The 25,372-nt window shown below is 72.0% G+C and carries 21 protein-coding genes and 1 pseudogene; 13 read left to right on the top strand and 9 right to left on the bottom strand.

Annotation, left to right across the window (positions count from 1 at the left end; all coding sequences use genetic code 11):
* Positions 1–13: 13 nt before the first annotated feature.
* On the bottom strand, positions 14–970 hold the full coding sequence (locus KGS77_RS28695; protein ID WP_242586052.1) for a DMT family transporter: 957 nt from the start codon (positions 968–970) through the stop codon (positions 14–16).
* On the opposite strand from KGS77_RS28695, the gene KGS77_RS28690 reads away from it, so the two are divergent.
* Positions 969–2,441: a PLP-dependent aminotransferase family protein gene (locus tag KGS77_RS28690; RefSeq protein WP_242586051.1), complete on the top strand. Its 1,473-nt coding sequence runs from the start codon at positions 969–971 to the stop codon at positions 2,439–2,441. The two genes, KGS77_RS28695 and KGS77_RS28690, sit on opposite strands and share 2 nt — an antisense overlap.
* Positions 2,442–2,496: 55 nt before the next feature.
* Here KGS77_RS28690 and KGS77_RS28685 read toward each other — a convergent pair whose 3' ends face one another.
* The 3 genes from KGS77_RS28685 to KGS77_RS28675 form a co-directional block, all read right to left on the bottom strand.
* Positions 2,497–3,231: a DsbA family oxidoreductase gene (locus KGS77_RS28685; RefSeq protein WP_242586050.1), complete on the bottom strand. Its 735-nt coding sequence runs from the start codon at positions 3,229–3,231 to the stop codon at positions 2,497–2,499.
* A 136-nt stretch (positions 3,232–3,367) separates the two neighbouring features.
* Positions 3,368–3,784 carry a VOC family protein gene (locus tag KGS77_RS28680; protein ID WP_242586049.1) on the bottom strand — a complete coding sequence of 139 codons (417 nt, stop codon included), beginning with the start codon at positions 3,782–3,784 and terminating at the stop codon, positions 3,368–3,370.
* Between the two features lie 5 nt (positions 3,785–3,789).
* Positions 3,790–4,215 (bottom strand): helix-turn-helix transcriptional regulator, encoded by a 426-nt coding sequence (locus tag KGS77_RS28675; RefSeq protein WP_242587747.1) that lies wholly within the window; start codon positions 4,213–4,215, stop codon positions 3,790–3,792.
* 271 nt (positions 4,216–4,486) lie between these two features.
* Between KGS77_RS28675 and KGS77_RS28670 the strand changes: the two genes are divergently transcribed.
* Together KGS77_RS28670 and KGS77_RS28665 are read left to right on the top strand one after the other, a co-directional pair.
* A complete protein-coding gene (locus tag KGS77_RS28670) occupies positions 4,487–5,149 on the top strand; it encodes a hypothetical protein (RefSeq protein ID WP_242586048.1) in 663 nt (220 codons plus the stop codon).
* Between the two features lie 270 nt (positions 5,150–5,419).
* Complete coding sequence (locus tag KGS77_RS28665; RefSeq protein WP_242586047.1) at positions 5,420–6,199, top strand: hypothetical protein; 780 nt, start codon at positions 5,420–5,422, stop codon at positions 6,197–6,199.
* 19 nt (positions 6,200–6,218) lie between these two features.
* On the opposite strand, the gene KGS77_RS28660 is transcribed toward KGS77_RS28665, so the two are convergent.
* Together KGS77_RS28660 and KGS77_RS28655 are read right to left on the bottom strand one after the other, a co-directional pair.
* Positions 6,219–6,980 (bottom strand): GNAT family N-acetyltransferase, encoded by a 762-nt coding sequence (locus KGS77_RS28660; RefSeq protein WP_242586046.1) that lies wholly within the window; start codon positions 6,978–6,980, stop codon positions 6,219–6,221.
* Between the two features lie 58 nt (positions 6,981–7,038).
* The gene (locus tag KGS77_RS28655; RefSeq protein WP_242587746.1) at positions 7,039–8,754 is read right to left on the bottom strand and encodes an aldehyde dehydrogenase (NADP(+)); all 1,716 of its coding nucleotides are present in this window, start codon (positions 8,752–8,754) and stop codon (positions 7,039–7,041) included.
* Between the two features lie 179 nt (positions 8,755–8,933).
* Between KGS77_RS28655 and KGS77_RS28650 the strand changes: the two genes are divergently transcribed.
* The 7 genes from KGS77_RS28650 to KGS77_RS28620 all read left to right on the top strand — a co-directional run bounded on the left by KGS77_RS28650 (position 8,934) and on the right by KGS77_RS28620 (position 15,765).
* On the top strand, positions 8,934–9,752 hold the full coding sequence (locus KGS77_RS28650) for an IclR family transcriptional regulator (RefSeq protein WP_242586045.1): 819 nt from the start codon (positions 8,934–8,936) through the stop codon (positions 9,750–9,752).
* Between the two features lie 285 nt (positions 9,753–10,037).
* Positions 10,038–11,348, top strand: coding sequence for a histidine kinase (locus KGS77_RS28645; RefSeq protein WP_242587745.1), 1,311 nt, complete (start codon positions 10,038–10,040; stop codon positions 11,346–11,348).
* The gene (locus KGS77_RS28640; protein ID WP_277994278.1) at positions 11,345–12,121 is read left to right on the top strand and encodes a response regulator transcription factor; all 777 of its coding nucleotides are present in this window, start codon (positions 11,345–11,347) and stop codon (positions 12,119–12,121) included. The genes KGS77_RS28645 and KGS77_RS28640 overlap by 4 nt, the downstream gene beginning before the upstream one ends.
* Before the next feature lie 331 nt (positions 12,122–12,452).
* Complete coding sequence (locus KGS77_RS28635; RefSeq protein ID WP_242586044.1) at positions 12,453–12,962, top strand: hypothetical protein; 510 nt, start codon at positions 12,453–12,455, stop codon at positions 12,960–12,962.
* A 303-nt stretch (positions 12,963–13,265) separates the two neighbouring features.
* Positions 13,266–13,868 (top strand): class F sortase, encoded by a 603-nt coding sequence (locus tag KGS77_RS28630; protein WP_242586043.1) that lies wholly within the window; start codon positions 13,266–13,268, stop codon positions 13,866–13,868.
* 266 nt (positions 13,869–14,134) lie between these two features.
* Positions 14,135–14,407, top strand: coding sequence for a GlsB/YeaQ/YmgE family stress response membrane protein (locus tag KGS77_RS28625; RefSeq protein WP_242586042.1), 273 nt, complete (start codon positions 14,135–14,137; stop codon positions 14,405–14,407).
* Positions 14,408–14,490: 83 nt separating this feature from the next.
* Positions 14,491–15,765, top strand: coding sequence for a TerD family protein (locus KGS77_RS28620; protein WP_242586041.1), 1,275 nt, complete (start codon positions 14,491–14,493; stop codon positions 15,763–15,765).
* Positions 15,766–16,336: 571 nt separating this feature from the next.
* On the opposite strand, the gene KGS77_RS28615 is transcribed toward KGS77_RS28620, so the two are convergent.
* Together KGS77_RS28615 and KGS77_RS28610 are read right to left on the bottom strand one after the other, a co-directional pair.
* Positions 16,337–17,335: an MsnO8 family LLM class oxidoreductase gene (locus KGS77_RS28615; protein WP_242587743.1), complete on the bottom strand. Its 999-nt coding sequence runs from the start codon at positions 17,333–17,335 to the stop codon at positions 16,337–16,339.
* Between the two features lie 229 nt (positions 17,336–17,564).
* The gene (locus KGS77_RS28610; RefSeq protein ID WP_242587742.1) at positions 17,565–19,037 is read right to left on the bottom strand and encodes an alkaline phosphatase PhoX; all 1,473 of its coding nucleotides are present in this window, start codon (positions 19,035–19,037) and stop codon (positions 17,565–17,567) included.
* A gap of 701 nt (positions 19,038–19,738) precedes the next feature.
* On the opposite strand from KGS77_RS28610, the gene KGS77_RS28605 reads away from it, so the two are divergent.
* Together KGS77_RS28605 and KGS77_RS28600 are read left to right on the top strand one after the other, a co-directional pair.
* Positions 19,739–20,902 (top strand): S1 family peptidase, encoded by a 1,164-nt coding sequence (locus KGS77_RS28605; protein WP_242586040.1) that lies wholly within the window; start codon positions 19,739–19,741, stop codon positions 20,900–20,902.
* Between the two features lie 24 nt (positions 20,903–20,926).
* On the top strand, positions 20,927–21,373 hold the full coding sequence (locus tag KGS77_RS28600; RefSeq protein ID WP_242586039.1) for a hypothetical protein: 447 nt from the start codon (positions 20,927–20,929) through the stop codon (positions 21,371–21,373).
* 240 nt (positions 21,374–21,613) lie between these two features.
* Here KGS77_RS28600 and KGS77_RS28595 read toward each other — a convergent pair whose 3' ends face one another.
* Positions 21,614–23,104 carry a hypothetical protein gene (locus KGS77_RS28595; RefSeq protein WP_242586038.1) on the bottom strand — a complete coding sequence of 497 codons (1,491 nt, stop codon included), beginning with the start codon at positions 23,102–23,104 and terminating at the stop codon, positions 21,614–21,616.
* A gap of 360 nt (positions 23,105–23,464) precedes the next feature.
* Here KGS77_RS28595 and KGS77_RS34715 point away from each other — a divergent pair.
* Positions 23,465–25,320: pseudogene (locus KGS77_RS34715) on the top strand (endonuclease/exonuclease/phosphatase family protein).
* Positions 25,321–25,372: the final 52 nt, after the last annotated feature.

Genomic DNA, 25,372 nt, shown 5'->3' with positions numbered 1-25,372 from the left:
CAGCGGCGGGAGGTCAGCCACGGGCGCGCTGGGTGACCACGATGCAGCCGAGGACGATCAGGGCGGTGACGGCGGCGAGGGGTGCGAGCCGTTCCCCCATGAGCAGGACCGACCACACAAGGGTGATCAGGGGCTGGGCGAGCTGGATCTGGCTGGCCTTGGGCACTCCGATGGCGGCCATGCCGCGGTACCACAGGACGAACCCGCCGAACTGGGACACGGCGGCGATGTAGGCCGTACCGACGACCGCCTTGGTGGTGAGATGTACCGGCTCCCACGGCAAGGAGAGGGCCGTGACCAGGGCGGATACCGGCAGGGCGGCGACGACGCCCCAGGCGATGACCTGCCAGCCGGGCATATGGGAGGCGAGCCGGCCTCCCTGGGCGTATCCGGCGGCGCACGCCAGCAGGGCGCCGAAGAGGTACGCGTCGCCCAGGGTCGGCAGGCCGTGGCTCTGCTGGAGGGTGAAGGCGGCCACGGTGAGGGCGCCGAGGACGGCGGCCACCCAGAACCCGCGCGAGGGGCGCCGGCCGGTCAGGGCGGAGGAGACGGCGGCGGTGGCCAGCGGGAGCATGCCGACGACGACGGCCGAGTGGGCGGTGGTGGAGGTCTGGAGGGCGAGCGTGGTGAGCAGCGGGAAGCCGATGGCACAGCCGGCGGCCACCGTGAGCAGGCCGGGCCAGTGCCGGCGCGCGGGCACCGGCACCCGGCTTCCGAGCAGGCAGGCCGTGGCGAGCAGGCCGGCCAGCAGGCCCCGTACGCCGGTCGCGGTCCACGGGCCGAAACCTTCCAGGGCCCATACGGTGGCCGGAAAGCTCAGGGAGAAGGAGACCACCCCGAGGGCGGCAAGGACAGTGCCGCCGCGGATACCGCCATGGGTATCGCCGCGGAAATCACTACGGATGTCGCCGCGGATATCGCTGCGGACCGTTATCGCCGAGGAATGGATAGCGCTATCTTGTTCCGTCATGAAAGACAGTAGCAGCGTTGCACAGCTAGCCGCGATCTTGCGGAAGGAGCTGGACCGCTACTCGGAAGGGGAGAAGCTGCCGTCGAGCCGGGCGCTGGTGACACGGCATCAGGTCAGCCCGGTGACGGTCTCCCGGGCGATCGCCTCCCTCGCCGCCGAGGGACTGGTCACCTCCCGGCCCGGCGCCGGTGTCTTCAAGGCCGCTCCCCGCCGCGCCGCGAGCGCCCTTGGTGACGTCTCCTGGCAGGAGGTGGCACTGAGCGCGGACCCGCCGTACGCCACCGCCGACACCGGCCCCCGCAGCGCGGACGCCTCCGGGCTGCTGGCCACCCTCACCGCTCCGCCACCTGAGGTCATCGACCTCAACGGGGGCTATCTGCACGCGGCACTCCAGCCGGAACGCGCCCTGGCCGCCGCCCTGGCCCGGGCCGGCCGCAGACCCGGCACCTGGTCCCGCCCCCCGGTGGAGGGACTGACCGAGCTGCGGGAGTGGTTCGCCCGTGACATCGGCGGGCCACGCGGCCCGCTCGGCGCCTCCGACGTCCTGATCACCGCCGGGGGTCAAAGCGCGCTCACCACCGCGCTGCGCGCCCTGGCCGCCCCCGGTTCCGCCGTCCTGGTCGAGTCCCCCACCTACCCCGGCACGCTCGCCGTCGCCCGCGCCGCCGGGCTGCGGCCCGTCCCCGTACCGGTCGACGCCGACGGGGTACGCACCGACCTGCTGACCGAGGCGTTCCACGCCACCCGGGCCCGGGTGTTCGTCTGCCAGCCGCTGTTCCACAATCCCACCGGTGCGGTCCTGTCCCCGCAGCGGCGCACCGCCGTGCTCGATATCGCCCGGGCGGCGGGCGCCTTCGTCGTCGAGGACGACTTCGCCCGCCGCCTGATGCACGCCGACTCTCCTCCGCTGCCGGCCCCGCTGGCCGCCGACGATCTCGACGGCGTCGTCGTCCATGTCCGCTCGCTGACCAAGGCGTCCTCCCCCAGCCTGCGGATCGGGGCCCTGACCGGCCGCGGCCCGGCTCTGGAACGGCTGCGCGCGATCCAGGCCGTCGACAGTTTCTTCGTCCCGCGTCCGCTACAGGAGACCGCCCTGGAACTGGTCGGCTCGCCCGCCTGGACCCGCCATCTGCGTACGCTCGCCGACGCGTTGCGCGACCGCCGCACCACCCTGCTCGCCGCCCTGGGCAGCACACTGCCCGGCCTCCTGCCGCACCGGCCGCCCCACGGCGGCTACCACCTGTGGCTGCGGCTGCCCGACGGCACCGACGAGCGCGCCGTCGCCGCGACCGCCCTGCGCCACGGCGTGGCGGTCACCCCCGGTGGCCCGTACTTCCCCGCCGAGGCAACCGCTCCCCATCTGCGCCTGACGTATGTCAGCACGCCCGGCACGGCGCAGTTGGAGGAAGGTGTACGCCGGCTCCGGCAGGCCGTCGAGGAGAGCGTTCCCGAGCCGTATGAACGTGCATGAGCCGTACGAGCTTGTACACGACGCACAAGCTCGTATGCGACGTACGAGTCTTCTGTCAGCGCACGGCGCACGTCCCGTCCGCACCGTCCGCACACATCTCATCAGCGGCAGTCTCCGCCCCGGCCTCCACCGGCCCTTCTCCGCCCCCGCTTCCCTCCCTCTCGGCGTACGCCCGTTCCAGCGCCTGCACGAAGACCTCGGCCGGCTGCCCGCCGGAAATGCCGTAGCGGCGGTCGATGACGAAGAACGGCACGCCGGTGACGCCCAGTTCCGCCGCCTCGCGCTCATCGGCCCGTACGGCGTCCGCGTACGCACCCTTGTCCGCCAGTACGCGCTCGGTCTCCTCAGCGTCCAGCCCGGCCCCGACGGCGATCCCGACGAGCGTGGCGGGATCGCCGAGCGGCCGGGCCTCGGCGAAGTTCGCCCGGTACAGCGCCCCGAGCAGGGCGTCCTGCACACCGCGCGCCTTGGCCAGGTGCAGCAGCCGGTGCATGTCAAAGGTGTTGCCGTGCAGGCGGTCGGACCGGTACTCCAGTCCGGCCTGCGCGGCGGCCCCGGCGACCCGCCCCTCCATGCTCTCGGCCTGCTCCCGCGACACTCCGTACTTCCGGGCCAGCATGTCGATCACCGGCACGTCCGAGGCGGCCTCCGCCCGCGGGTCCAGCTCGAAGGACCGGTGCACCACCCGCACCTCGTCCCGGTGCGCGAACCGCGCCAGCCCCTCCTCGAAACGGGCCTTTCCTATGTAGCACCAGGGGCAGGCGATGTCCGACCAGATTTCGACGCGCATGAGCTGACTGAACTTTCCACGAGCTGATAGTTGCATGGGCAACCATCTAGAGGGTCCGGCTATTCCCTGAAGACGACCGGGCGGCTGCCCCGGCGGGCGGACCGGAGGCGGGCCGCCCGCGCGCTGTGGAGAGCGTTTACTGTCCGCGGGGCTGGTTGAAGCGCAGCATGTTGCCGGAGGGGTCGCGGAAGGCGCAGTCGCGGACTCCGTAGGGCTGGTCGACCGGCTCCTGCAGCACCTCGCCGCCCGCGGCGCGGATCCGCTCGAAGGTGGCGTCACAGTCGTCGGTCCGGAAGATGACACCGCGCAGCAGACCCTTGGCCAGCAGCTCCGCCATGGCCTCCCTGTCGGCGGGCGAGGCGTTCGGGTCCGCGAGGGGAGGTTCGAGGACGATCTCCACCCCGGGCTGGGACGGCGCGCCGACCGTCACCCAGCGCATCCCCTCGAAACTGACGTCGTTGCGTACTTCCAGGCCGAGCACGTCCCGGTAGAAGGCGAGCGCCTTGTCGTGGTCGTCGACGGCGATGAAGCAGGTGGAAAGTTTGATGTCCATGCGTCTCACGCTACGGGCGGATCAGCGGGTTTGGCTTCTCCATTCCTGACCGGTCGCGTGTACATCTTGGCGATGCAGGCCGGGATGGCGGCGCCCGCCTCATGACTGCGGGCCCGGTACGCGCTCGGGCTCTCCCCGACCAGTTCGGTGAAGCGCGAGCTGAAGGACCCCAGCGAGGTACAGCCGACCGCGAAGCAGACCTCCGTCACCGTCAGGTCCCCCCGGCGCAGCAGCGCCTTGGCCCGCTCGATCCGGCGCGTCATCAGGTAGCCGTACGGTGTCTCCCCGAATGCCTCGCGGAAGCTGCGGGAGAAATGGCCCGGCGACATGAGGGCGAAGCGCGCGAGCGCCGGGACGTCGAGCGGCTTGGCGTAGTCGCGGTCCATCAGGTCACGGGCCCGGCGCAGCCGGACGAGGTCTTCCAGGTTCACCCGGCCACCATCCCACAGCGCCTGGTCGAGCAGGCCGGCTGCTGCGCGGCACGGCTTCGGGGCGGTGTGGGAGCGCTCGGCGAGGGTCGGCAGGCTCGGGATCCGTACGGTAGGGCGTGTGGCGAGGCAGTCGTGCTCCGGACAAAGTCGCACGGACTGCTGCACGGCCGGCCGCATCAACTGCCCCGGTCGCGTACGTTGCCCGGCACCTCCTCGTCGCGTTCGATATGGCTTATACGGCCTGTCCACGTCAAATCCACCAGTTGGAGACATGGTGATCGAAAACTTGGGCAAGCGGATCTTATTCGCCCTGCTGGGCGCTGTGACGATCCTTGGTACCACCGCGGCCACCAGCTTCGCGGCCCATGCCGATCCAGGCGCAACGCCGTCGGTCGCCGCAGCCCCGTCGGTCGGCGCGGCGGAGCCCTCCGGGCCGCGCGCCAACACGACTCACCCGTTCGCGTCGCGCCAGGACGCCGTCCCCGGGGTTGCCCCATTGGGCGCTGAGACGACCGCGGTCTACCTGGACCGCTCGGGCCGGGTGATTCCCATGGACGTGACTGACGCGACCACGGAAGCGGCATTGGCCTGCACACCCGTCAGCGGCAGGGACAACCCCCATCGGTCCGGCACCGGCGTGGCCGTGTCCGGTCACGGATGGTGGAAGAAGGGGAACTGCAGCAACGACCGTGCCGATGTGTACAACTGCCTCTATGAGTGGTACACGGACAACACCTGGCGCCAGAAGGCGTGTTCGGAGAAGAAGAGGCTCAGGCCGTACACTGGAAGCGGCGACCGTACGGTGGCACGCAAGGACTGCAACAACACCGCGGTGACGTCCTGGCGGAACCACGTGGACGTCAACGTGGTCGACGAGGGTGACACCAGTGAGTGGCCGTACCGCCAGGCCGATGTCAACTGCCGGGTGAACTAGTGCACTAGGGATGTCCTGAAAGTCTGGCTTCGGCCGACCGGCTTCCTTCGGCCGGCCTCCTTCGGCCGACCGGATTGCTCGGGTTCGCACCGAAAAGGCGATCGGGGTAAACCGGGGTGAGCCGGGAGCGTTTTCCAGATCTTCAGGAGCTTCCTGGGGCGAACCGGCGCGGCTGCGAAGCATCCCGGAGAGGACCGACCCAGCGTGCCGGAGCGCAATGGCACTGCACAGCCGGGCGTGGTGCCCGCGGCCCGTCGGACCGCGGGCACCATGTTCGCTGCACTGTACGGCGAGCTGGTCCCGCACGCCTGGCGCGATCCCGAGCTCGACGCCTACGCGCTGTTCTATCACCGGTCGCTCGCCATGGGCTGGCTCGACGACAGGTCGGCGGGGGGCGACGGCAAGGACCACATGGTCCGCGCACCCGGATTGTGGGCCATGAACGACGCCGGGTGGACCCACCCCTCCGCCGCCTCGGGAGCGGGACTGATCTCGTGGTTCCAGGTCGAGGCCAGCGCGGTGGCCGACGACCGGCCGCTACCGGTACAGCCCTTCTTGCGGTGCGCCGAGGACGCGTCAGCGCGGGCCGGCGCACTGGACCTGTCCGCGGTACAGGTCCTCCTGCCGGTACAGGGGCTCGACCCCGCGGCGCGGCCACCGTACGCGCCCGTGCCCTCGGTCCTGACGGCCCCCTGGTTCTCTGAGCGCGATCCGCGATCGGGGACACCGGTGGAGGTCGGCATCAACAGTGGCCGGGACCCGGTGATCCCCGCCGTCGCACCACAGCTCACCGAGCACCTCGGCCACCTCGGCCAGGACGTTTTCGTTTGCAGGTGCCACGACATCGCCGGCCGGCACGACGTCCCCCCTCCGCCGTTCGACGACAGTCTCTGGAACGGTCCGCCCCGACACGGCGTGGTGCTGCGCGGGGAGCTTGCCCAGTGGTCGTGTGACGCGGTCGGATGGCTGGCCGAGGCCGTCGCCGACTCCGCCGCCCAGCTCGGCGTCCATTCGCCGCTCCTGCTCACCGTCACCCGCTCACCTCGATGACGAGGAGCTCGTCATGCCGCTACGGCGCGACGGTGATCGCGGTGCCCAGCGGCAGGAACAGGTGCAGGTGGGTGGCGTCGGGGGCGGGCGGACGGTCCGGGTCCGGTTGCCAGCCGTGCCGGGTGTAGAAGGCGCGGGCGCGCCGGTTGTGCCAGAACACCTCCAGCAGGGCCCGGGAGACCGCGTGGTCCCGCCAGGCGTCCCGGCAGGCGTGGAGCAGGGCGGTGCCGATGCCCTGCCGCCAGTGGGCGGGGTCGACGTGCAGTTGGCGGAGGGTGGCCGTGGCGGGCACCACCGCGTCCGGCGCGAGACGGAAGGCGGCGGCGCCCAGGACGGTGCCGTCCCGCTCGGCACACAGCACGGTCGTGTCCGCGCGGGCCAGCGCCCGCTGCCAGGCGTCACGGAAGCGGACGTACTCGGCGGGGGCGGGGTCGGCGGAACGGAAGGCGGCGGAACCAGAGGCAGGAGGATCGGGGGCGGCAGGATCGGGGGCCGCGGGGGTGCGATCGACGCGGATGTGGCCGGCTGTGGGGTGGACACGGCCGTACGTGCCGGGAGCGCCGGGAGTGTCCGGAGGGTCGGGAGTTGTGTATGTGCCGGGGGTGGCGGGGGTTCCGTACGCGTCGGATGCGCCGGAAGTTTCGTACGTGTCGGGCGGCGGGCCGGGTGGGCGGCTGCCGGGGTGCGCCGCGCCCTGGGTGCGGGCCCGGTCGTACGCGGCGCGGGCGCGGACGTGCAGGAGCGTGATCGCGTCCAGGTCGTCAGGGGTTGCGGGGCGCACGGTCGTGCCGGGGCCGTCCGCCGGGACGGGGCGCGGGGCGGGGGCGGGGACATGCGGCTCACGGGTCTCGGCGGCCGTCGACGTGACGCGGGAGGCCGAGGGGGTTGTCCTCGCGCAACTCGGGCGGGAGGAGGGCGGGCGGGGTGTCCTGGTGGACGACCGGGCGCAGCCAGCGTTCGACGGCGGTGCCGCCCACGGAGGTGGAGGTCGAGGTGGTGGCCGGGTAGGGGCCGCCGTGGTGCTGGGCCGGGGCCACCGCCACCCCGGTCGGCCAGCCGTTGACGACCACCCGGCCGGCCAGCGGGGTCAGCGCGGCCAGCAGCCGGGCACCACGCCCGCCGCCCACCGCTCCGGCGTGCGCGCCGACGCCCGTACCTTCGTTCGCTCCGGCACTCGCGACCGCGCCCGCATCGGACTTCACGCCCCCTTCCGCGCCCGCGCCATCACGCACGCCGTCGCTCGCATCCGTACGCGCGCCGACGCCCACGCCCGCGCGCAGATCGCCACTCGCGCCCACCCCCGCACTCTCAGCACTCCCACCGCACTCCGCCGCCCCCAGGTGCAGTGTCGCGGTGAGGTTGCCGGGCAGCCGGGCCAGTACCGCGTCGAGTTCGGCCTCGTCCGCGTACCGCGCGAGGACGGTCACCGGCCCGAAGCACTCCTCCAGCAGCAGGTCGTACGGCCCACCCTCGGTGGTGAGGCGGTCCGCCGGAACGGTGAGGAAGCCCGCGGCGACGGCGTGCTCACCGGCCGCTCCGGGTGTCACGGGCGTACGGACATCCGGAAGCCCGGTCGTCCGGGCGCGTACGCCTTCCAGGAAGGCCGTACGCATCCGCCGGTCCAGAAGGACGCCCGGCCCGGTCTTCCTCACGGCGGTGGTCAGGGAGCTCACCATCCGGTCCCCGGCCGCGCCGGCCGGCACCAGCACCAGCCCCGGCTTGACGCAGAACTGCCCGGCGCCGAGCGTCATCGACGCCGCGAGCCCCGCGCCGATCTGTTCGGCGCGCTCCTCGGCGGCGGCCTCGGTGATCACAACGGGGTTGAGGCTGCCGAGCTCGCCGTGGAAGGGGATGGGACGGGGGCGGGCCGCCGCCGCGTCGTACAGGGCCCGTCCGCCGCGTACGGACCCGGTGAAGCCGGCGGCGGCGACCAGCGGGTGCCGCACCAGCTCCACGCCCGCGTCGAAGCCGTGCACCAGGCCGATCAGGCCCTCGGGAAGGCCGAGTCCGCTCGCGGCGCGGCGCAGCACGGATGCGCACAGTTCCGAGGTGGCGGGGTGGCCGGGATGCGCCTTGACGACGACGGGGCAGCCGGCGGCCAGCGCGCTGGCGGTGTCGCCGCCGGGTACGGAGAAGGCGAGCGGGAAGTTGCTCGCGGCGTAGACGGCGACGACGCCGAGCGGGACCTTGTAGCGGCGCAGGTCGGGCCGGGGCGGCGTGCGGCCGGGGTCGGCGTGGTCGATCCGTACGTCGAGGAAGGCGCCTTCCTCCACGTCGTCGGCGAACGCGCGCAACTGGTAGGTCGTACGGGCCAGTTCGCCGGCGAGCCGGTCGGTTCCGAGTGCGGTCTCCGCGTCGGCGGTTGCGATGACGTCCGCACCGGTCTCGTCCAGGAGATCGCCGGCGCGGCGCAGCAGGGCGGCCCGTACGCCGCGGTCGGCGAGCGCGTCACGGGCGGCGTGCGCGGCGCGTACCGCCGCGTCGACCTCCTCGGCCGTGGCCTCCGCGGCGACCTGTTCGCGCCGCGCTCCGGTCCGGGGATCGATGCTCCACACCGGTTCCGATGCTCCTGTGGCTGTCGTCGCCGCCGCTTTCGTGGTCACCGCGCTCCTTCCGGGCCGAGCAACTCCTGCCGCATCCCCTGGGCCGTTCACTATGCTGAACGCCGTCCCGAATGCTGAATGGGGCGAACAATCCGGACTCTAGGTGGGTCCGAACAAGGGGGTCAAGAGCGATGCCGGTTACGGACGAGAGCCCCGGGAGCGCCGCCGGCCGGCGTCCCGTGGACGGCGGTTCGCCGGTCAAGTCCGCCGTCCGTACGGTGGAGTTGCTCGAATACTTCGCGGCCCGGCCCGGCACCCACGGCCTCACCGCGATCCAGGAAGCCGTCGGCTATCCGAAGTCCAGCCTCTACATGCTGCTGCGCACCCTCGTGGACCTCGGCTGGATCGAGACGGACGCCACCGGTACCCGCTACGGCATCGGCGTACGCGCCCTGCTGGTCGGCACGTCCTACATCGACGGTGACGAGGTCGTGGCCGCCGCCCGCCCGACGCTGGACCGCCTGGCGGACGACACCACCGAGACCGTCCACCTGGCACGTCTGGACGGCGCCGACGTCGTCTGCCTGGCGGCCCGCACCGCGCGACACCACTTGCGCCCCGGCGCGCGCGTGGGGCGCCGGCTGCCCGCCCACTCCACCTCCCTCGGCAAGGCCCTGCTGGCCACGTACACCGACGAACAGATCCGTACGATGCTGCCGCCGTCCCTGACCCCCGTCACCGATCACACGATCACCGACCGCGAACAGCTCATAGAGGAACTCCGCGCGGTACGCGAACGGGGCTTTGCGGAGGACCGCGAGGAGAACACGGTGGGGCTGCGCTGCTTCGGGACGGCGATCCCGTACCGCACCCCGGCGCGCGACGCGCTGAGCTGCTCGGTACCGACGGCCCGGCTGACCCCGGCCCACGAACAGACCGTCAAGGACGCACTCCTCGACGCCCGGGCCGACCTCACGCGGGCCGCCCGGCGGCTACGACCCAACCCCTGACCGGCGGGCCCGGAGGCGGCCTCGCACCGCCCACCCCGCCCATGACGAGGCTGACCTACTCTGTGCGGACGATCGTCGCGATACCGGCCGCCGTGGCCGGTGCCCGTGTTTCCTCCGGGTGCGGGGTCGGAAGGGCGTGCGGGAGGGTGTGCGGAAAGGCGTGTGGGAGGGCGTGAGGGGTAGGGTGCGAGCGGGTGTGCACGCCGGCGTACGGGACGGAGCACGAGCCGGAGCCGAGATCAGGGCCGGCGGCGGGGCCGGAAGCGGGGGCGCGCGGTGCGGGTGATGCTCCGGCGCTGGAGCCATCTCATCCTCGGCGGCGCGCTGCTGATGCCGTTCTTCCTCTTGATGACGGCCCTCGTCCCGATCGCCTTCGAGGACGCGAACCCCTTCAGAAATGTGATCTGGGAGTTCGTGGCCTTCGGCGCGGCCCTTCCGGTCGCCGCCTTCTCCGCACTCGTCTTCCCGCCGGTGAGAACGCTGGAGGCGGTAGCGGTACGGTCCCTGTGCGACCTCCCCGAGGAGCGGGCGGACCAACTGGCCGACGGCCCCGCCCAGACCTGGGCGGCCCGGTGGCGTACGGCCCTGTGGTTCGTGGCGCACCTGCTGGCCGGCGGCATCGTCAGTGGCATGACACTCTCGGCACCGCCCGCCGCGGTGGTACTGCTCCTGCTCCCGGTCACGCCTCTGGTGGACCTGGACCGGCTGGGCCGGCCCGCCATCGACGGCGTCCTCGGCCCACTCCTCGGGCTCGCGCTGCTCGGTCTGGTGGTGGGCACGGCCTGGGGGGCGGGCGCGTTGCTGGCCCGCTGCGCGCCGGTCCTGCTGGGGCCCACGCCCGGCGACCGGCTGGCCGCGGCCGAACGGCGCGCCGCCGACCTGGCCTCGCGCAACCGCCTCGCCCGCGAGCTGCACGACTCGGTGGGACACGCGCTCAGCGCGGTCACCCTCCAGGCGAGCGCGGCCCGCCGGGTGCTGGACGCGGACGCCGATTTCGTCCGCCAGGCACTGGCCGCCATCGAGGAGACCACCCGCGAGGCGGTCGCCGAGCTGGACACGGTGCTGGGGCTGCTGCGGGAGGAGGACGGCTCGCAGTACGCCCCGGCCCCGGCGCTGGACGGTCTGGACGGCCTGCTGGACCGTACGCGGGCGGCGGGCGTACGGGTCGAGGCGACCGTCGACAAGGGCTGCGGGCGGCTGGCGCCGGTGGTCTCCCGGGAGGCGTACCGCATCGTCCAGGAAGGGCTCAGCAACGCGCTGCGCCACGCCGGGCCGGTACCGGTGCGGCTGCGGATCACGGTCCGTGAAGAGGAACTGCACATCACCATGGAGAATCCGTTGGCAAGCACGGGGGGCCGGGGCCCGATGGAGAAACTGACCGCTCTGAGCACGCGAGACATATCGAACGCACCGGACGCGCCGGACATGCCGGACGCGTCAACCGCGTCCGGCGGGCCCCCGACCCGCCCGGGCGGCGGTCACGGCCTGCACGGCATCGCCGAGCGCGCCCACCTGCTGGGCGGCCATGCGCAGGCCGGCGTCCAGGACGGTGTGTGGGTCCTGACGGCTCGCCTGCCGCTGGGAGCGACCCGATGACGGACGCGACGACAGGAACGGGAACGAACACGGCAGCAGGAACGGGAACGGGAACGGAAACAGGAGCGGAGAGCGGATCGAACGGCACCGGCGCGGCGGACGGCACGGCCGGCTCCCGCCTGCGGATCGTGCTCGCGGACGACGAACGGATGGTGCGTACGGCGCTGCGCGTGATCCTGGGCGCCGAGCCGGACATGGAGGTCGTCGGCGAGGCGTCGACCGGCGCCGAAGCCGTACCACTGATCCGCGAGCTGCGTCCGGACATCGTCCTGATGGACGTCCGGATGCCGGAGATCGACGGCATCCGCGCGACCGAGCAGGTGCTCTCGGGAATGTCCGAGCCGCCGCGCGTCATCGTGGTGACGACGTTCGAGAACGACTCCTATGTGTACGAGGCGCTGCGCGCCGGCGCGAGCGGCTTCCTGCTCAAACGCACGAGCGCCGACGACCTGGTGCAGGCGGTGCGGCTGGTGGCCCGCAGCGACAGCCTGCTCTTCCCCGCCGCCGTACGGGCGCTCGCCGCCGCGCACGCCGGCGCGCGCGCCACGCGGGACAGGGCGCAAGCGATGCGGGCGCGGCTCTCGGACCGGGAGTCGGACGTCCTGCGGCTGATGGCCAAGGGCCTGACGAACGCCGAGATCGCGGACCGGCTGACGGTGGGCCCCGCGACGGTCAAAACGCATGTCGCCGGGGTGCTGGCCAAGCTCGGGGTGCGGGACCGCACGCAGGCGGTGATCGCCGCGTACGAATGCGGCTTCGTCGAACCCGGCTGACAAACGGAGCCCGGGGACCGGGACCGGTACGGCACTCCCCGGCCCCGCCAATCCGGCTACGCACAGTCACACCGCCACTTGTCAAGGACATCCGGTCACCCGTTCATCCCAATTTGCCGGATTACGAGCCATCACTTAAGCACACCTTCTGACCTGCGCATTCGGGGGCCGTCCAGGCCGGCGCTCCGCCATGCGGGGCGGGTCCTGACGCAACGTCAGCAGGCTCGGCGCGCCCGCTGCGGTTTATCTCGATCTCAGGAAGCACGGGACTCCCTCAATTCCCCTGCGGCACTTCGGTGTGTCGCGTCCGTGCTTCGTGGAGGTTCGTCACATGCGTTCCACTCGAGTTCTCACCGGTGCCGCTCTGACTGTCGCCGCACTCGGCCTCTCCGCCACCGCGGCGTTCGCCGGCGACTTCGGGACCATCGAAGTCTCGCCGAACCCGGTAAAGGCCGGTGGCACGGTCAATCTGACCAGCAGCGCCTGCGGCAAGCACGGCTCGGCCACGGTCGACGCCAGCACCCTCGGCGCCGGCACCATCACCTTGTCCTCGAAGGGGCAGACGCACCACGAGAACGTCCAGGGCTCCTTGAAGGTGCCATCCAGCACCAAGCCCGGCAATTACGGCATCGGCGGCAAGTGCTCCAACGGCAGGGAGATCACCGGCACGGTGACCGTCGGCACCGGAAAGACCACCCCCACGGGCAAGGTACGGACCGGCATCGGCAGCACGAGCGGGGGCGTCGACACCGGCGAGATCGCCGCGGGTTCGGCCGTACTGCTCGCCGCTGCCGCCGGAGGCACCTGGATGCTGCGCCGCCGTACGGGCGACCGGTCCTGACGGACCCGCTTCCGACAGTCCCGGACCCGACACGCCCGAACGGCTGCGAACGGCTGCGAACGGCTCCGCTCCCGACGAGCCCGGTCCCGGCCGGTCCACCGCAAGCAGTCCCGGCCTCCCGAAGACGTCCGCCGTTCTCGGGAGGCCGGCCCGCGCCCGCTCCTCGGGAGGCAAGAGAACGCCGATGGCCCCCCTTCCCCCTTTCCCCCTCTTACGCCCCTCCCGCCCCTGACGTCCCCTGCTTCCCTCCCCCGCTTCACCCGCGCCGACGCCACCTTCATCGCCGCGCTCACCGCGATCGCGATGAGTTCCGGCGTCTGGCTGATCACCGACGGCGCCCGGCCGCACTCCCCACCGCAGCCCTCCGCCGCACAGGGCTTCGCGGCACCGCCGTACACCCCCGGGCCCCCTACGGCCGTCGCCCCCTCCCCGCCGCCCGACCCGCTCCCGCCGTCCCCGCCCGTCCGCGTCCGGGTGCCGGCCATCGAGGTCGACGCCCCGGTGATGAAACTGGGGCTGACCTCGGACGGCAGCCTGGAGGTGCCTCCGGAACGGCGTAAGAACCTCGTCGGCTGGTACGGGGACGGCACCGCCCCCGGCGCCGCGGGAACCGCGCTGGTCGCCGGCCATGTCGACAACCACCAAGGGCCCGCCGCCTTTTACAGCCTCGGCTCCCTCAAGAAGGGCAACACCGTAGAGATCAGGCGCGAGGACGGCCGGACCGCGGTCTTCTCCATAGACGCCGTCGAGGTCTACGACGGCGCCGGCTTCCCCGACAAGAAGGTCTACGGGCCCGCGCGCCGGCCCGAACTCCGGCTGATCACCTGTGGCGGCGGCTTCGACAAGGCCCGGCAGGAGTACCTGGGCAACGTGGTGGTCTTCGCCCATCTCACGGGTACGAAGTGAAGTGAGCGGCCTCCGTAAGGAGACCCGGTGGAGCACCGGCGGAGAACCCGCGGAGCACCGGCGGGAGAGGTGGCGGGCGAACCAGGGCAACGGCGATCCGTCACCGTACGCAATGAACTCCGCGCCCTCTTTCCGCGTCCTCCAAGGCACAACGTCCGGTGCGCGACGGACAACACCGCGACGCACCGCACGTCAGGCGCCACCACACACGGCACAACGGACCGCTGACCACGGTCCACGGCTGAACCGGGAAGTAGGAAGACACCATGGGCATCTTGAGCTGGCTCGTACTGGGGCTGATCGCGGGAGTGATCGCCAAAGTGCTGCTGCCGGGCCGGGATCCGGGCGGGCTCGTGGGCACGACGCTCATCGGCATCATCGGTTCCTTCATCGGCGGCTGGCTCTCCACCCGTTTCCTGCACCGGCCCATACCGAAGGATTTCTACGACCCGTCCATGTGGATCGCCGCCGTGGCCGGCGCGCTGGTCCTGCTCATCGCCTACCGCCTGCTGTTCGGCAACTCCCGGGCCCGCCGGTGACGGTGTGGCGAAAACGACGGCAGATGGCCGCGAGGTAATGGAACCGTAAAAGGGGGCCGTTCGTTATCCCAGGTATGACCGCTATGACTCCTGGCTCGAACCTCCCGCTCTCCGTCCCGCGGGTGGCGGTGGACGTCACCGCCCCGGTGCGGCTCGACGTGTCGGGCCTGCTGCTCACCGCCGACGGCAAGGTGCGTTCCGACGACGACTTCGTGTTCTACAACCAGCCCAGCGGACCGGGCGTGACCCACAGCTCCGGCACCGCGGGCGGGTCCGGGGACACGATCACGGTGGACACCGCCGCCGTGCCCGCCGGCATCGAGAAGATCGTCGTCACGGCGAGCCTGGACGCGCCGGGCGCCACCTTCGCCGGCACCGAACCGACGGGTACGGTCCGCAACGCGGACGACGGCAGCGTCATCGCCTCCTTCACCCCGCCGCAGCTCGGGCCGGAGACCGCGCTCGTGGTCGTCGAGATCTACCGCCGCAACGGCGCCTGGAAGGTCCGCGCCGTGGGGCAGGGCTACGCCAACGGCCTGGCCGGCATCGCCACGGACTTCGGCGTCAGCGTCGAGGAACCCGCCGCCCCCACCGGCCCGGCCACACCCAGCGCGCCCCAGGCGTCCGCCGCCCCGCCGGCCGCGCCCCCGGCCCCGCCGCAGCCCGCCGACCAGTGGGCCCCGCCGACCGGCGCCCCGGCGCCCGTCGCCCCGCCCCAGTCCGCCATGCCCCCGGCCCCACCGGCCGCACCCGCCCCCGCCCCCGGTGCGATGCCCGGCGGCAAGGTCAACCTCGACAAGGGCCGGGTCAGCCTCCAGAAGAACCAGACCGTCTCGCTCGTCAAGGGCGGGCAGCCGCTGCTCAACTCCGTACAGATGGGCCTGGGCTGGGAGCCGGCCTTCCGCGGCAAGGACATCGACCTGGACGCGTCGGTGATCGCGTACGGCCCGGACCGCAAGAAGATCGACAACTGCTACTTCGGCAAGCTGGCGATCCTCAACGGCGCCATCCAGCACTCCGGCGACAACCTCACCGGCGCCGGCGCGGGCGACGACGAGGTCATCACCGTCCACCTCGGCGGCCTCCCCCCGCAGGTCACCGGCCTGGTCTTCACGGTGAACTCCTTTTCCGGCCAGAAGTTCTCCGACGTCGCCAAGGCGTACTGCCGCCTCCTGGACGCCCAGACCGGCGAGGAACTGGTCCGCTTCGACCTGACCGGCTCCGAGCCGCGCACCGGCGTGCTGATGGCCAAATTGATCCGCCAGTTCACCGGCGAATGGGAAATGACCGCCCTCGGCGAATTCGTCGACTCCCGCACCGTCCGCGGCATGGTCAAACCCGCCGCCCAAGCTCTCTGAAAAACCCACCGGTCGGCACCGTCCCACTCCGCCGGCCACCCGACAACAGCGAAGGCCGGGCCCACAGCAAACGGGCCCGGCCTTCGCCTGACGCCCGCCGACCGCGGTAGCCGTTGGCAGCATTGGAGAAGGGTGAGTCATGAGTAGTGGAGTCAGACGGGGACCGCTGGTTTCATCGCGTCGGCGGCGAAAGCGTCACCAGGGCACCCAGGCCTTTCCCCGGCAATACGGTGCTGCTCAGCGCTCACTCCCGCAAGGGAAGTGTGAACTTACCGCTCGGCAGCAGAACAATCTCCGGACGCCTGGCCATACAGGTCAATTGTTCAGGGAAAGGCACCTTGACCGTCTTCGTCGAGCCGATGAGTTTCCCGCTCACCTGCACAGGCGACAAGGTGAATGGCACGTACAATGAATTTCGGTTCGAGCGGAAGCGTATAGGGGCCACAGTCCAGGTAACGGCCCCGTCATCAGTCCGCTGGTCGCTTTCCATCGAGCGGTAACAGGTATGGGGTACTGCCACAAGCGCGTGGTTCATGGATGGCGGAGCTGCTCGTACAGCGCGGTCGATTCGTCAAGCTGCCCGTCCCACCGGTCCGGTCAGGCCGGTCAGGTGTGCCAGGCGTTCGTAGGAGTCCAGGAGGGCGTCGCGGTCGTGGGTGCTGGTGGTGACCAGTACTTCGTCGGCGCCGCTGCGGTCCAACAGGGTGCGCAGGGCGTCGGCGACCTCGTCCTCCGTGCCGTGGAGGTGACCGCGCTGCGCGGCCTGGTAGAACTCGCGTTCCTTGGCGGTCATGTACGGCTCGCGGGCGAGTACGGCGTCGGCCGGTTCCAGGGGCGGAAAGACGCCGTGCGTACGGGAGTAGGCCATCGACCACGCCTCGGGGAGGAGCAGCCGCCGGGCGGCCTCGGAGGTGTCGGCGACGGCGACCGTGCCCGAGACGATCACGTACGGCCGTTCCCACAGCGCCGAGGGGCGGAAGGCGGCCCGGTAGCGTTCGATCGCCGCCAGCATCGCCTCCTGGCCCCGCAGGTCGCCGATGACCAGGGCCAGGCCGGCTGCCGCCGCGAGGTCCGCGCCCGCTCCGGTGGCCAGGACGAAGGCCGGCACCCGCAGTCCCTCGGCGGGGCGGGCGTGCACCTGCGGATGGGCGCGCTGTTCGCCGGTGAAGTAGCCCAGCAGCTCCGCCACCTGCTCACCGAAGCGGTCGGCGGCCTCCTTGTCGCTGCCCAGCGCCCGGCGGATGCCGTCGGTGAAGCCGACCGACCGGCCCAGTCCCATGTCGATCCGGCCGGGGAAGAGCGATTCCAGTACGCCGAACTGCTCGGCGACCACCAGCGGCCGGTGGTTGGGCAGCATCACACCGCCCGTCCCGACCCGGATCCGGCTGGTGGCCGCGGCCACCGCCGCGGCGAGCACGGTCGGCGCGGACCCGGCGACCCCCGGCACGCTGTGGTGTTCCGACACCCAGAAGCGGTGGTACCCCAGTTCCTCGGCCCGGCGCGCCAGCCGTACGGTGTCCCGCAGCGCCTCCGCCTCCGGCCGCCCCTGCCGGGTCCGGGAGCGGTCCAGGACCGACCAGCGCGTACCGGAGTACGCCGACGAGGAAGAGGAAAGCGGGGAAGCAGCAGAAAGCGGGGAAGGCGCGGAAGGCTCCTTGGGTGGGGCCGTGGAGCGCGCCGGCCGTGTCGTTGGGCTCACATGTCTGTTCAACAATCGTGGGCGCGCATGATTCCGTCCCTGGCCGGGTCGCCGGATCAGCGGTTCGGCGGCCCGGCGGGTCGCCCGCCTTCCTCCCCCGCTACACGCGCCGCCAGGGCCCCGTGATCGCCAGCATGATCCCCGGCTCCTGGATGTTGGCGAAGAGCGTACGGCCGTCCGGTGAGAAGACCGGGCCGGTGAACTCGCTGTACTCGGGCTCCTGCGGCGTCCCCAGGTTCAGTTCGTTGCGCGCGACCGGGTACGTACGTCCGTCGTCGGTGGCCCCGAACAGGTGCTGGAGCCCCTCGCCGTCCTCCGCGACGATCAGGCCGCCGTGCGGCGAGACGGTGATGTTGTCGGGCCCGTCGAAGGCACCGTCGTTCGTGGGATCGGGGTTGACCCCGAGGCGGACCTTGAGCGTGAGGGTGCGCCGGCGCGGATCGTAGAACCAGATTTGTCCGTCGTGCCGCACCGGGCTCTCCTCCCGGGCGTAGGAGGCCACGACGTACGCGCCGCCGTCCGCCCACCACATGCCCTCCAGCTTCCGGGCGCGGGTGACCTCCCCGTCGGCGAACTGCCGGCGCACCGGGGTCGTACGGGCGTCGCGGTCGGCGACCTCCGCCCAGTCCACCCCGTACACCGTGCCGCTCTTCGTGGCCCGGGAGAGGTCGTCCACGAAGCGGCCCCCGGAGTCGTGGCACCGGAACGCCGCCAGCACCCCGGCGTCCTCGGCCAGGGTGCGCAGCCGGCCGCGGCCGTGTGTGAAGCCGTGCGGGGGTGTCCAGCGGTAGAGGAGGCCGTTGGGGTTGGAGGCGTCCTCGGTCAGGTAGAGGTGGCCGCGCTCGGGGTCGACGACCACGGCTTCGTGGGCGTACCGGCCCAGCGCCTTGACCGGCCGGGGGTCGCGGGCGGCCCGCAGGTCGTGGGGGTCGACCTCGAAGACATAGCCGTGGTCCTTGGTCATACCGTTGTGGCCGGCCTGGTCCTCGGTCTCCTCGCAGGTCAGCCAGGTACCCCAAGGGGCGCGCCCGCCCGCGCAGTTGGTGGAGGTGCCGGCGATGCCGACCCGTTCGCCCACGGGCTCGCCGTCCCGGGAGACCTCCACGACCGTGCAGCCGCCGGCCGCGGCGGGGTCGTAGACCAGGCCCTCGGCGAGCGGCACCGGGTAGGGCCACTTGGCGCGCGGGCCTTTGAGTTCATGGTTGTTGACGAGCAGGGTCGTCCCGCGCGGGCCCGGGAAGGCGGCGGTGCCGTCGTGGTGGGAGGGGGTCGGCTCGCCGCTCTCCAGCCTGGTCACGCCGGCCCGGGTGATGATCTCGTACGAGAATCCGGCCGGCAGCGCCAGGATGCCGCGCGGGTCCGGGATCAGCGGGCCGTAACCGAGCCGGGGGCGGTGCGCACCGGAGGCGTCACGAGCGGCGCCTGGTGTCCGTGGGTCCGTCTCCGTGCCCTGCGGCAACGGTGCCCCCAGGGCGCCGGGCGCGGTGGCCAGGACGCCGGTGCTGCCGGTCAGCGCGATGCCCGCCCCGGCGAGGGCGGAACGTGCGGCGAAGTCTCTCCGGGTGAGCGGCATGGGCATCTCCGTCATCTCCTGGGCAAGGCCGGCCGATGTCTCCGCCGCCCCTGTGCGGCTCTCGTTCCCGTTTGTCTGCGCTTGCTTGCGCGTGTCCCCGCTTGTCTGCGCTTGACTGCGCCTGTCCCTGCTTGTCTGCGCTGCCTCTGCTGTCTCCGCGGTGCACACCGTTGCCGCGGCGCACACCGTTGCCGCGGCGCACTCCGTCTCCGCGGTGCACTCCGTCTCCGCGGCGCACGCGGCGTCCGCGCGGCACACCCTCCCGTCCCCCCGCGAATTCCAGTTGAACGCCGGACGTCGTTCAGGCAGCGATTGACTCACCCTCGGAGCCATGGCAAACAAGGTCAACGAGGGCATTCACTCAGCTAGTGCAAGATTTCCCGCATACCGCCTTGACCGCCGCCCGCCCCGGCAATAGACAGTCCCTACCTAGCTGCTCCACCGATCTGCATCACCCACAGGGAGTGCGCGGACCCTGGGCCGCACGGCACGCGCGTCGGCCGCACGGCACGCACGTCCGTCCGTGCAGGGTGTCCGCCCTCCATCCGAGCCGCCCGCCGCGGCGGGCCGGACTCGTCAAGCGAACGTGGCCCCGCCCCGCGGCCGTACGCGCCCCCCACTGACGGGCGTACGGGCCCTGTCCGTGGGCGTACGGCTTGGAGCCGGACGGGACCCGCCCACCGGGGAAGAGGTGGTCTGGTGTGAACCAGCCCGAGATGATGCGCGGACCCACCGGCGGACAGGTCAGCGACACCTCCCGTCAACAGGCACTTTCCGACTTCATGCACCCGCAGAACCCGCTGGCGAACGTCGTCGGCTTCGGCCACGGCGTGAAGTGGACCGACGGACAGCCGACCGGCGAGGAAGCGGTTCTCGTCTTCGTGACCCAGAAGGTTGCCGAGTCGATGCTGCCCGAGCGGGACGTGATCCCGCACGTGATGGACGACGGCACGCCCACCGACGTCGTCGCGGTCGGCCACGTGGCGGCCCAGGCCCAGCCGTATGCCCAGCGCGGGCAGGGCGGCAGGCAGCAGATGGAGCAGCAGGCCGGCTATGGCCCCGACGGCGGACTGACCTCTTCGCTGACGCAGCCCATGCTCGAAGAGCTCAGCCAGCTCGGCAGCGCCCTGGAGCCGCAGCTCCTCAAGCGTCGTATGCGCCCCTGCCCGTCCGGCTTCTCGGTCGGGAACGTACAGGTCACCGCCGGCACGCTGGGCAGTGTGGTGTACGACTTCCTGCCCGGCGCCGCGACCAACCCGCCGGCCCCCGGCCTCGGCATACCGGCGCAGTTCTACATCCTGAGCAACAACCACGTCCTGGCGGACTCCAACCGGGCGCCGCTGGGCAGCCCCGTGCTCCAGCCCGGCAGGTTCGACGGCGGCACCGACCCGGCCGACCGGATCGGCACGCTGGCCCGCTTCATCGCGATCCAGTTCGCCCCGCAGGTCCCGCTGCCGCAGCACAACAACGTCGTCGACGCGGCGCTGGCCAAGGTCGAGTTCGAGGACGCCACCCGTGACCAGTACTTCAGCGGTCCGCCGCGGGCCTGGCGGCGCAAGTCCTCCGTCGCCGTGGGTGACCTGGTGAAGAAGAGCGGCCGGACCACCAACATCAGCTTCGGCCGGATCATCTCCACCGACGCCACGATCGACGTCAACTACGGTACGGCCGGCACCGCGCGCTTCAAGGACCAGATCCTGACCACGAACATCTCCGCGGGCGGCGACTCCGGTTCGCTGGTGACCTCGCTGGACAGCGTCGCGATCGGGCTGCTCTTCGCGGGTTCCTCGACGGTGACCGTGCTCAACCACATCGAGAACGTCCGCGCCCTGCTGCGCGTCGAGATCGCCGAGCAACTGGCCTGACGCCACAGACACCGAGGGAGAGCCATGACCAGCGCAGCGCAGAAGAAGAAGGGGCAGGGGTACGAGCACCAGTACGTCAATGCCCAGGGCTCCGAGGTCAAGACCCGCGACGAGGCGTTCGCCAGGCAGCGTGACGTCTCCCCGCAGGCTCTCGCGGTCACCGCGAAGATGAGGCTGAACAACGGAGCGCTCACCTTCGACATGGAGGTCACCTACAACCCCAACACCTACCCGCACGTCGTCACCGGCGGTCAGATCACCTCCGGCATCTGCGGCGCACCGTGGAACATCACCGGCGGTTCGATCGGCCCGCAGTTGCGACTGGACGGGCAGCGCCCCGGCGGCCCCGGGAACTGCGCCTCGACCATCACGATCATCGGCCAGTTCCAGGTGCCGCTGTCCTACCGCGGCACGTACGGGTTCAACGGACAGTCCTCGACCTTCAACCACACGACGCAGGTGATGTGCTGAGGTACGCGTACGTGCCGACGTGCCGACGTACTGGAGCGCCGACGTACGTGCCGATGTGCTCGCGGGCGTACCGACGTACTTGACGTGCTGAGGCACCGGGCATGACGGGGCCGGCCCCGGCCGGTCCTCCCGCCGCCGCGCCGGGCCGTGCTCACGGCCCGGCGCGGTCCTGTGGTTCCGCCGGCCACCGGCGGGAACCGCAGGACCGGTCATCCGCGGACCGCGGATCGTCGGCGGCCCTCAGCTCCCGCGCTGCGACCGCGCCTTGAAAGCCGCCTTACGGGCTTCCTTGGCGGTCTTCCTGTCCGGGTGCAGCCGGCCCATCGCCTCCAGTACGTCGGCCGTCGCCGGGTGGTCCACCCGCCAGACCGCGTCGAAGAACCCGTTGTGCCCGCTCACCAGCCCCTGGAGCAGTTCCCGCAGCTCCGCCCCGTCCTCCTCGGCCGTACCGAGCTGTGCGGCGATCGTGTCCACGGTCAGCCAGAAGATCATGTCCTGGGACGGCTCCGGGATGCCGGTCACGCCCCGCTCGGCGAGCCAGACCCGGGCCAGCCCGCCGAGCTGCCGGTCCTCCAGCACCTCGCGCAGCGCGGGCTCGGCCTCCGGGCCGGCCAGCGAGAGGGTCTGCTGACAGGACAGCCGGCGCAGCGGCGCGCCGGGGTCGTCGCCGCGGGCCGCTGCGAGCAGGGCGCGGGCGGCGTCCTCGGGCGTACGGGCCGCGAGCCACTGCTCGGATTCGGCCCGGGCCAGGCTCTCGGGGTAGGCCGGCAGCGCGGCCAGCAGCGCATCGGCGTCCTGTCCGGCCAGGTCGCCGACGGCCGGCGCGTCCACGCCCGCGTCCAGCATCCGCGCCCGTACGGCGTAGATGCCCAGCGGGGTCAGGCGGACCAGGCCGTAGCGGGAGACGTCCTCCTCCTCCGCCGGCTCCGGCGCGGCGGCCTCCGGCACGGCCTCGTCGTCCGCGTCCAGCTCCTCGATGAGTGCCTCGTCCACCGGCTGGTAGGCGACCAGCCCGATCGGCTCCAGGACGCGGAACTGTTCGTCCAGGCGCATCATCGCCTCGGAGACCTCTTCGAGGACGTCGTCGGTGGGCTCGTCCATGTCCTCCGGGACGATCATGGAAGCGGCGAGCGCCGGCAGCGGCACGTCCGGCTGCGGCCCGTCGTTGAGCGCGGTGAGCAGGTAGAGGTTGCCGAGGATGCCGTCCAGCAGCTCGGCCTCCTCCTCCGGGTTCCAGTCGATGGCGTCCAGGTCCAGCTCGCCGCCGGCGGCGAGCTGGTCGGCGATGTCGGAGAGGTCGGGCGCGACCGCGTCGGCGAGCACCGTCTCCATGCCGCCGAGCCAGATGTCCAGGACGTCCTGCGGGCCGCCGGAGGTCAGCAGGTCCAGCTCCTCGCCGGGGGTGGCGGTGCCGACGGCGGCGTCTTCGGGCAGGTCCTCTTCCGCCTCGGCGCTCTCCTGTACCTGGACCAGGCCGGTGTCCACGGCGAGCTGCCACGCCTCGGCGGCGTGGGCGAGCCCCTCCTCGTCCTTCTCCAGGCCGAGGTGTTCGGTGGCGGCGAGCAGCCGCTCCTGGAGGATCTCCCCGCCGACACCTACGGGCACGCCGCCCTCGGACCAGCGGGCGAGCTCGACGGCGCGGGCGAAGAGCGGTGCGCTCAGCGCCTCCCGGGCCAGCTCCGCTTCGGAGTGCAGCCGCACCGGCGGCAGGTTGGGGCGGTCTGCGGACATCTGGGGTTCAGCTCCTCGGACGGACTTCGGCTGGTGCGAGGCCCCAGCGTAGACGGAATCAACCGCATCTCGGGCAGTTCACCTGCCCGCCCTGGTCCGGCCACCTGAGAAGCCTTGACAACTGACGTGGCGTCACCACAAATTGACGCGCGTAGAGCACATTCGAGCACACCTGAGCACCACCGAGCATCATCGACACCGTAAGCATCACCAGAACCGAAAGCACTGCACGCACCGCAAGCACCGCGAGTATCACCGAGCACGCCTGCCGCATCGGCACGTCCTCACTCGGCCGGCCCGTCCCCGTACGCCCGGCACGGCCACCCCCCTCACCCGCGTTCCCCTTCTCCGGAGGCCACCATGCCCTTCCGCCGTACGCTCCGCAGACCAGCCGCCGTCACCGCGGCGGTCACCGCCGCCCTCACCGCCGGCCTGCTCGCGGCCCCGCAGTCCGCCGTCGCCGCGGACGTCCGCATCCACGACATCCAGGGCACCACCCGGATATCCCCGCTGGCCGGACAGCAGGTCACCGGCGTACCCGGCACGGTCACGGCCGTACGCGCCTTCGGCTCGGCGCGCGGCTTCTGGCTCCAGGACCCGCACCCCGACCACGACCGGGCCACCAGCGAGGCCGTCTTCGTCTTCACCGGCAAGCAGACCCCCGAGGTCGCCGTCGGTGACGCGCTGCGGCTGTCGGGCACGGTCACCGAGTACTACCCCGGCGGCGAGCAGGCCGGTCTGCAGTCCGTCACCCAGATCACCGGTGCCACCTGGACCGTCCTGTCCTCCGGCAACCCGCTCCCGGCCGCCTTCCGCCTCGACTCCGCCTCCGTACCGGCCCGTTACGCGCCCCGCGCGCAGGGCGGCAACGGCGGGAACATCGAGTCGCTGCCGCTGCGCCCGCGCTCCTACGCGCTGGACCTCTACGAGTCCCTGGAGGGCATGCGGGTCTCGGTCACCGACGCGCCCGTCGTCGGCCCGACCAGCGAGCACAACGAGCTGTGGGTGACCGCCGACCGCCACCACCACCGCACCGCCCGCGGCGGCGTCCTGTACTCCTCGTACCAGGACCCCAACGCCGGCCGGGTGAAGGTGGCCTCGCTGATTCCCTTCTCGCAGCGCCCCTTCCCCGTCGCCGACACCGGCGACGAGCTGACCGGCACCACCGCCGGCCCCTGGACTACGACAACTTCGGCGGCTACGAGATCCAGGCGACCGCCCTGGGCCGCCTCACCGACCGCGGCCCGGCCCGGGAGACCACCCGCAAGCAGTCCCGGGACGAGCTGGCCGTGGCCACGTACAACGTCGAGAACCTCTCCCCCAGGACCCCGCAGGCCAAGTTCGACCGTCTGGCGCGGGCGCTGGTCGACAACCTCGCGGCGCCCGACATCGTCGCCCTGGAGGAGGTGCAGGACAACAGCGGCCCCGCCAACGACAGGACGGTCGCCGCCGGCGCCACGCTGCGGCAGCTCACCGACGCGATCAAGGCGGCCGGCGGCCCGTCCTACGCCTGGCGGCAGATCGACCCGGCCGACGGCCAGGACGGTGGCCAGCCCGGCGGCAACATCCGCGTCGCCTTCCTCTACAACCCGGCCCGGGTCTCCTTCACCGACATCCCCGGCGGCGACGCCACCACGCCCGTCAAGGTCGTGGGCGGCCACGGGCAGGGCCCGGCCGCGCTGTCCGCCTCCCCCGGCCGCATCGACCCCGGCAACGCCGCGTGGGCCAACAGCCGCAAGCCGCTGGCCGGCCAGTTCTCCTTCCGGGGCCGTACGGTCTTCGTCCTCGCCAACCACTTCAACTCCAAGGGCGGCGACCAGGGCCTGGACAGCCGTTTCCAGCCGCCGGCCCGTCCCTCCGAGGTCCAGCGGACCCAGCAGGCCCGGGCCGTGAACGGCTTCGTCAAGGAGCTGCTGGCCGCCGACCCCAAGGCTGATGTGGTGGTCGCGGGCGACCTGAACGACTACCAGTTCTCGCCCGCGCTGAAGGCGCTGACCGACGGCCGGGTGCTCACCGACCTGGTCGGCAGGCTGCCGCGCGCCGAGCGCTACGGCTATGTCTTCAACGGCAACGCGCAGGTGCTGGACCACATGCTCACCAGCCGTCACCTGCGGCACGTCGACTACGACATCGTCCACATCAACGCCGAGTACGCGGACCAGGCCAGCGACCACGACCCGCAGGTGCTGCGCGCCCGGTTCGGCCCGCGCCGCTGACGCCCGGGCAGCGCTCCGTCCAGCGCTGCTTAACAGTTGCCGTACCACATCT

It is taken from the genome of Streptomyces sp. MST-110588, from assembly GCF_022695595.1.
GTDB lineage: Bacteria > Actinomycetota > Actinomycetes > Streptomycetales > Streptomycetaceae > Streptomyces.
The sequence above is the reverse complement of the archived record's forward strand: the minus strand, read 5'-3'. Positions and strand labels throughout refer to the sequence as shown.

Coding starts and splice junctions, on each gene's coding strand:
- KGS77_RS28610 (WP_242587742.1), bottom strand. CDS start 19,037: ATGCCGCTCACCCGGAGAGACTTCGCCGCACGTTCCGCCCTCGCCGGG.
- KGS77_RS28620 (WP_242586041.1), top strand. CDS start 14,491: ATGACTCCTGGCTCGAACCTCCCGCTCTCCGTCCCGCGGGTGGCGGTG.
- KGS77_RS28695 (WP_242586052.1), bottom strand. CDS start 970: ATGACGGAACAAGATAGCGCTATCCATTCCTCGGCGATAACGGTCCGC.
- KGS77_RS28595 (WP_242586038.1), bottom strand. CDS start 23,104: ATGTCCGCAGACCGCCCCAACCTGCCGCCGGTGCGGCTGCACTCCGAA.
- KGS77_RS28625 (WP_242586042.1), top strand. CDS start 14,135: ATGGGCATCTTGAGCTGGCTCGTACTGGGGCTGATCGCGGGAGTGATC.
- KGS77_RS28640 (WP_277994278.1), top strand. CDS start 11,345: ATGACGGACGCGACGACAGGAACGGGAACGAACACGGCAGCAGGAACG.
- KGS77_RS28650 (WP_242586045.1), top strand. CDS start 8,934: ATGCCGGTTACGGACGAGAGCCCCGGGAGCGCCGCCGGCCGGCGTCCC.
- KGS77_RS28635 (WP_242586044.1), top strand. CDS start 12,453: ATGCGTTCCACTCGAGTTCTCACCGGTGCCGCTCTGACTGTCGCCGCA.
- KGS77_RS28680 (WP_242586049.1), bottom strand. CDS start 3,784: ATGGACATCAAACTTTCCACCTGCTTCATCGCCGTCGACGACCACGAC.
- KGS77_RS28690 (WP_242586051.1), top strand. CDS start 969: ATGAAAGACAGTAGCAGCGTTGCACAGCTAGCCGCGATCTTGCGGAAG.
- KGS77_RS28670 (WP_242586048.1), top strand. CDS start 4,487: ATGGTGATCGAAAACTTGGGCAAGCGGATCTTATTCGCCCTGCTGGGC.
- KGS77_RS28630 (WP_242586043.1), top strand. CDS start 13,266: ATGAGTTCCGGCGTCTGGCTGATCACCGACGGCGCCCGGCCGCACTCC.
- KGS77_RS28665 (WP_242586047.1), top strand. CDS start 5,420: ATGTTCGCTGCACTGTACGGCGAGCTGGTCCCGCACGCCTGGCGCGAT.
- KGS77_RS28600 (WP_242586039.1), top strand. CDS start 20,927: ATGACCAGCGCAGCGCAGAAGAAGAAGGGGCAGGGGTACGAGCACCAG.
- KGS77_RS28685 (WP_242586050.1), bottom strand. CDS start 3,231: ATGCGCGTCGAAATCTGGTCGGACATCGCCTGCCCCTGGTGCTACATA.
- KGS77_RS28645 (WP_242587745.1), top strand. CDS start 10,038: ATGCTCCGGCGCTGGAGCCATCTCATCCTCGGCGGCGCGCTGCTGATG.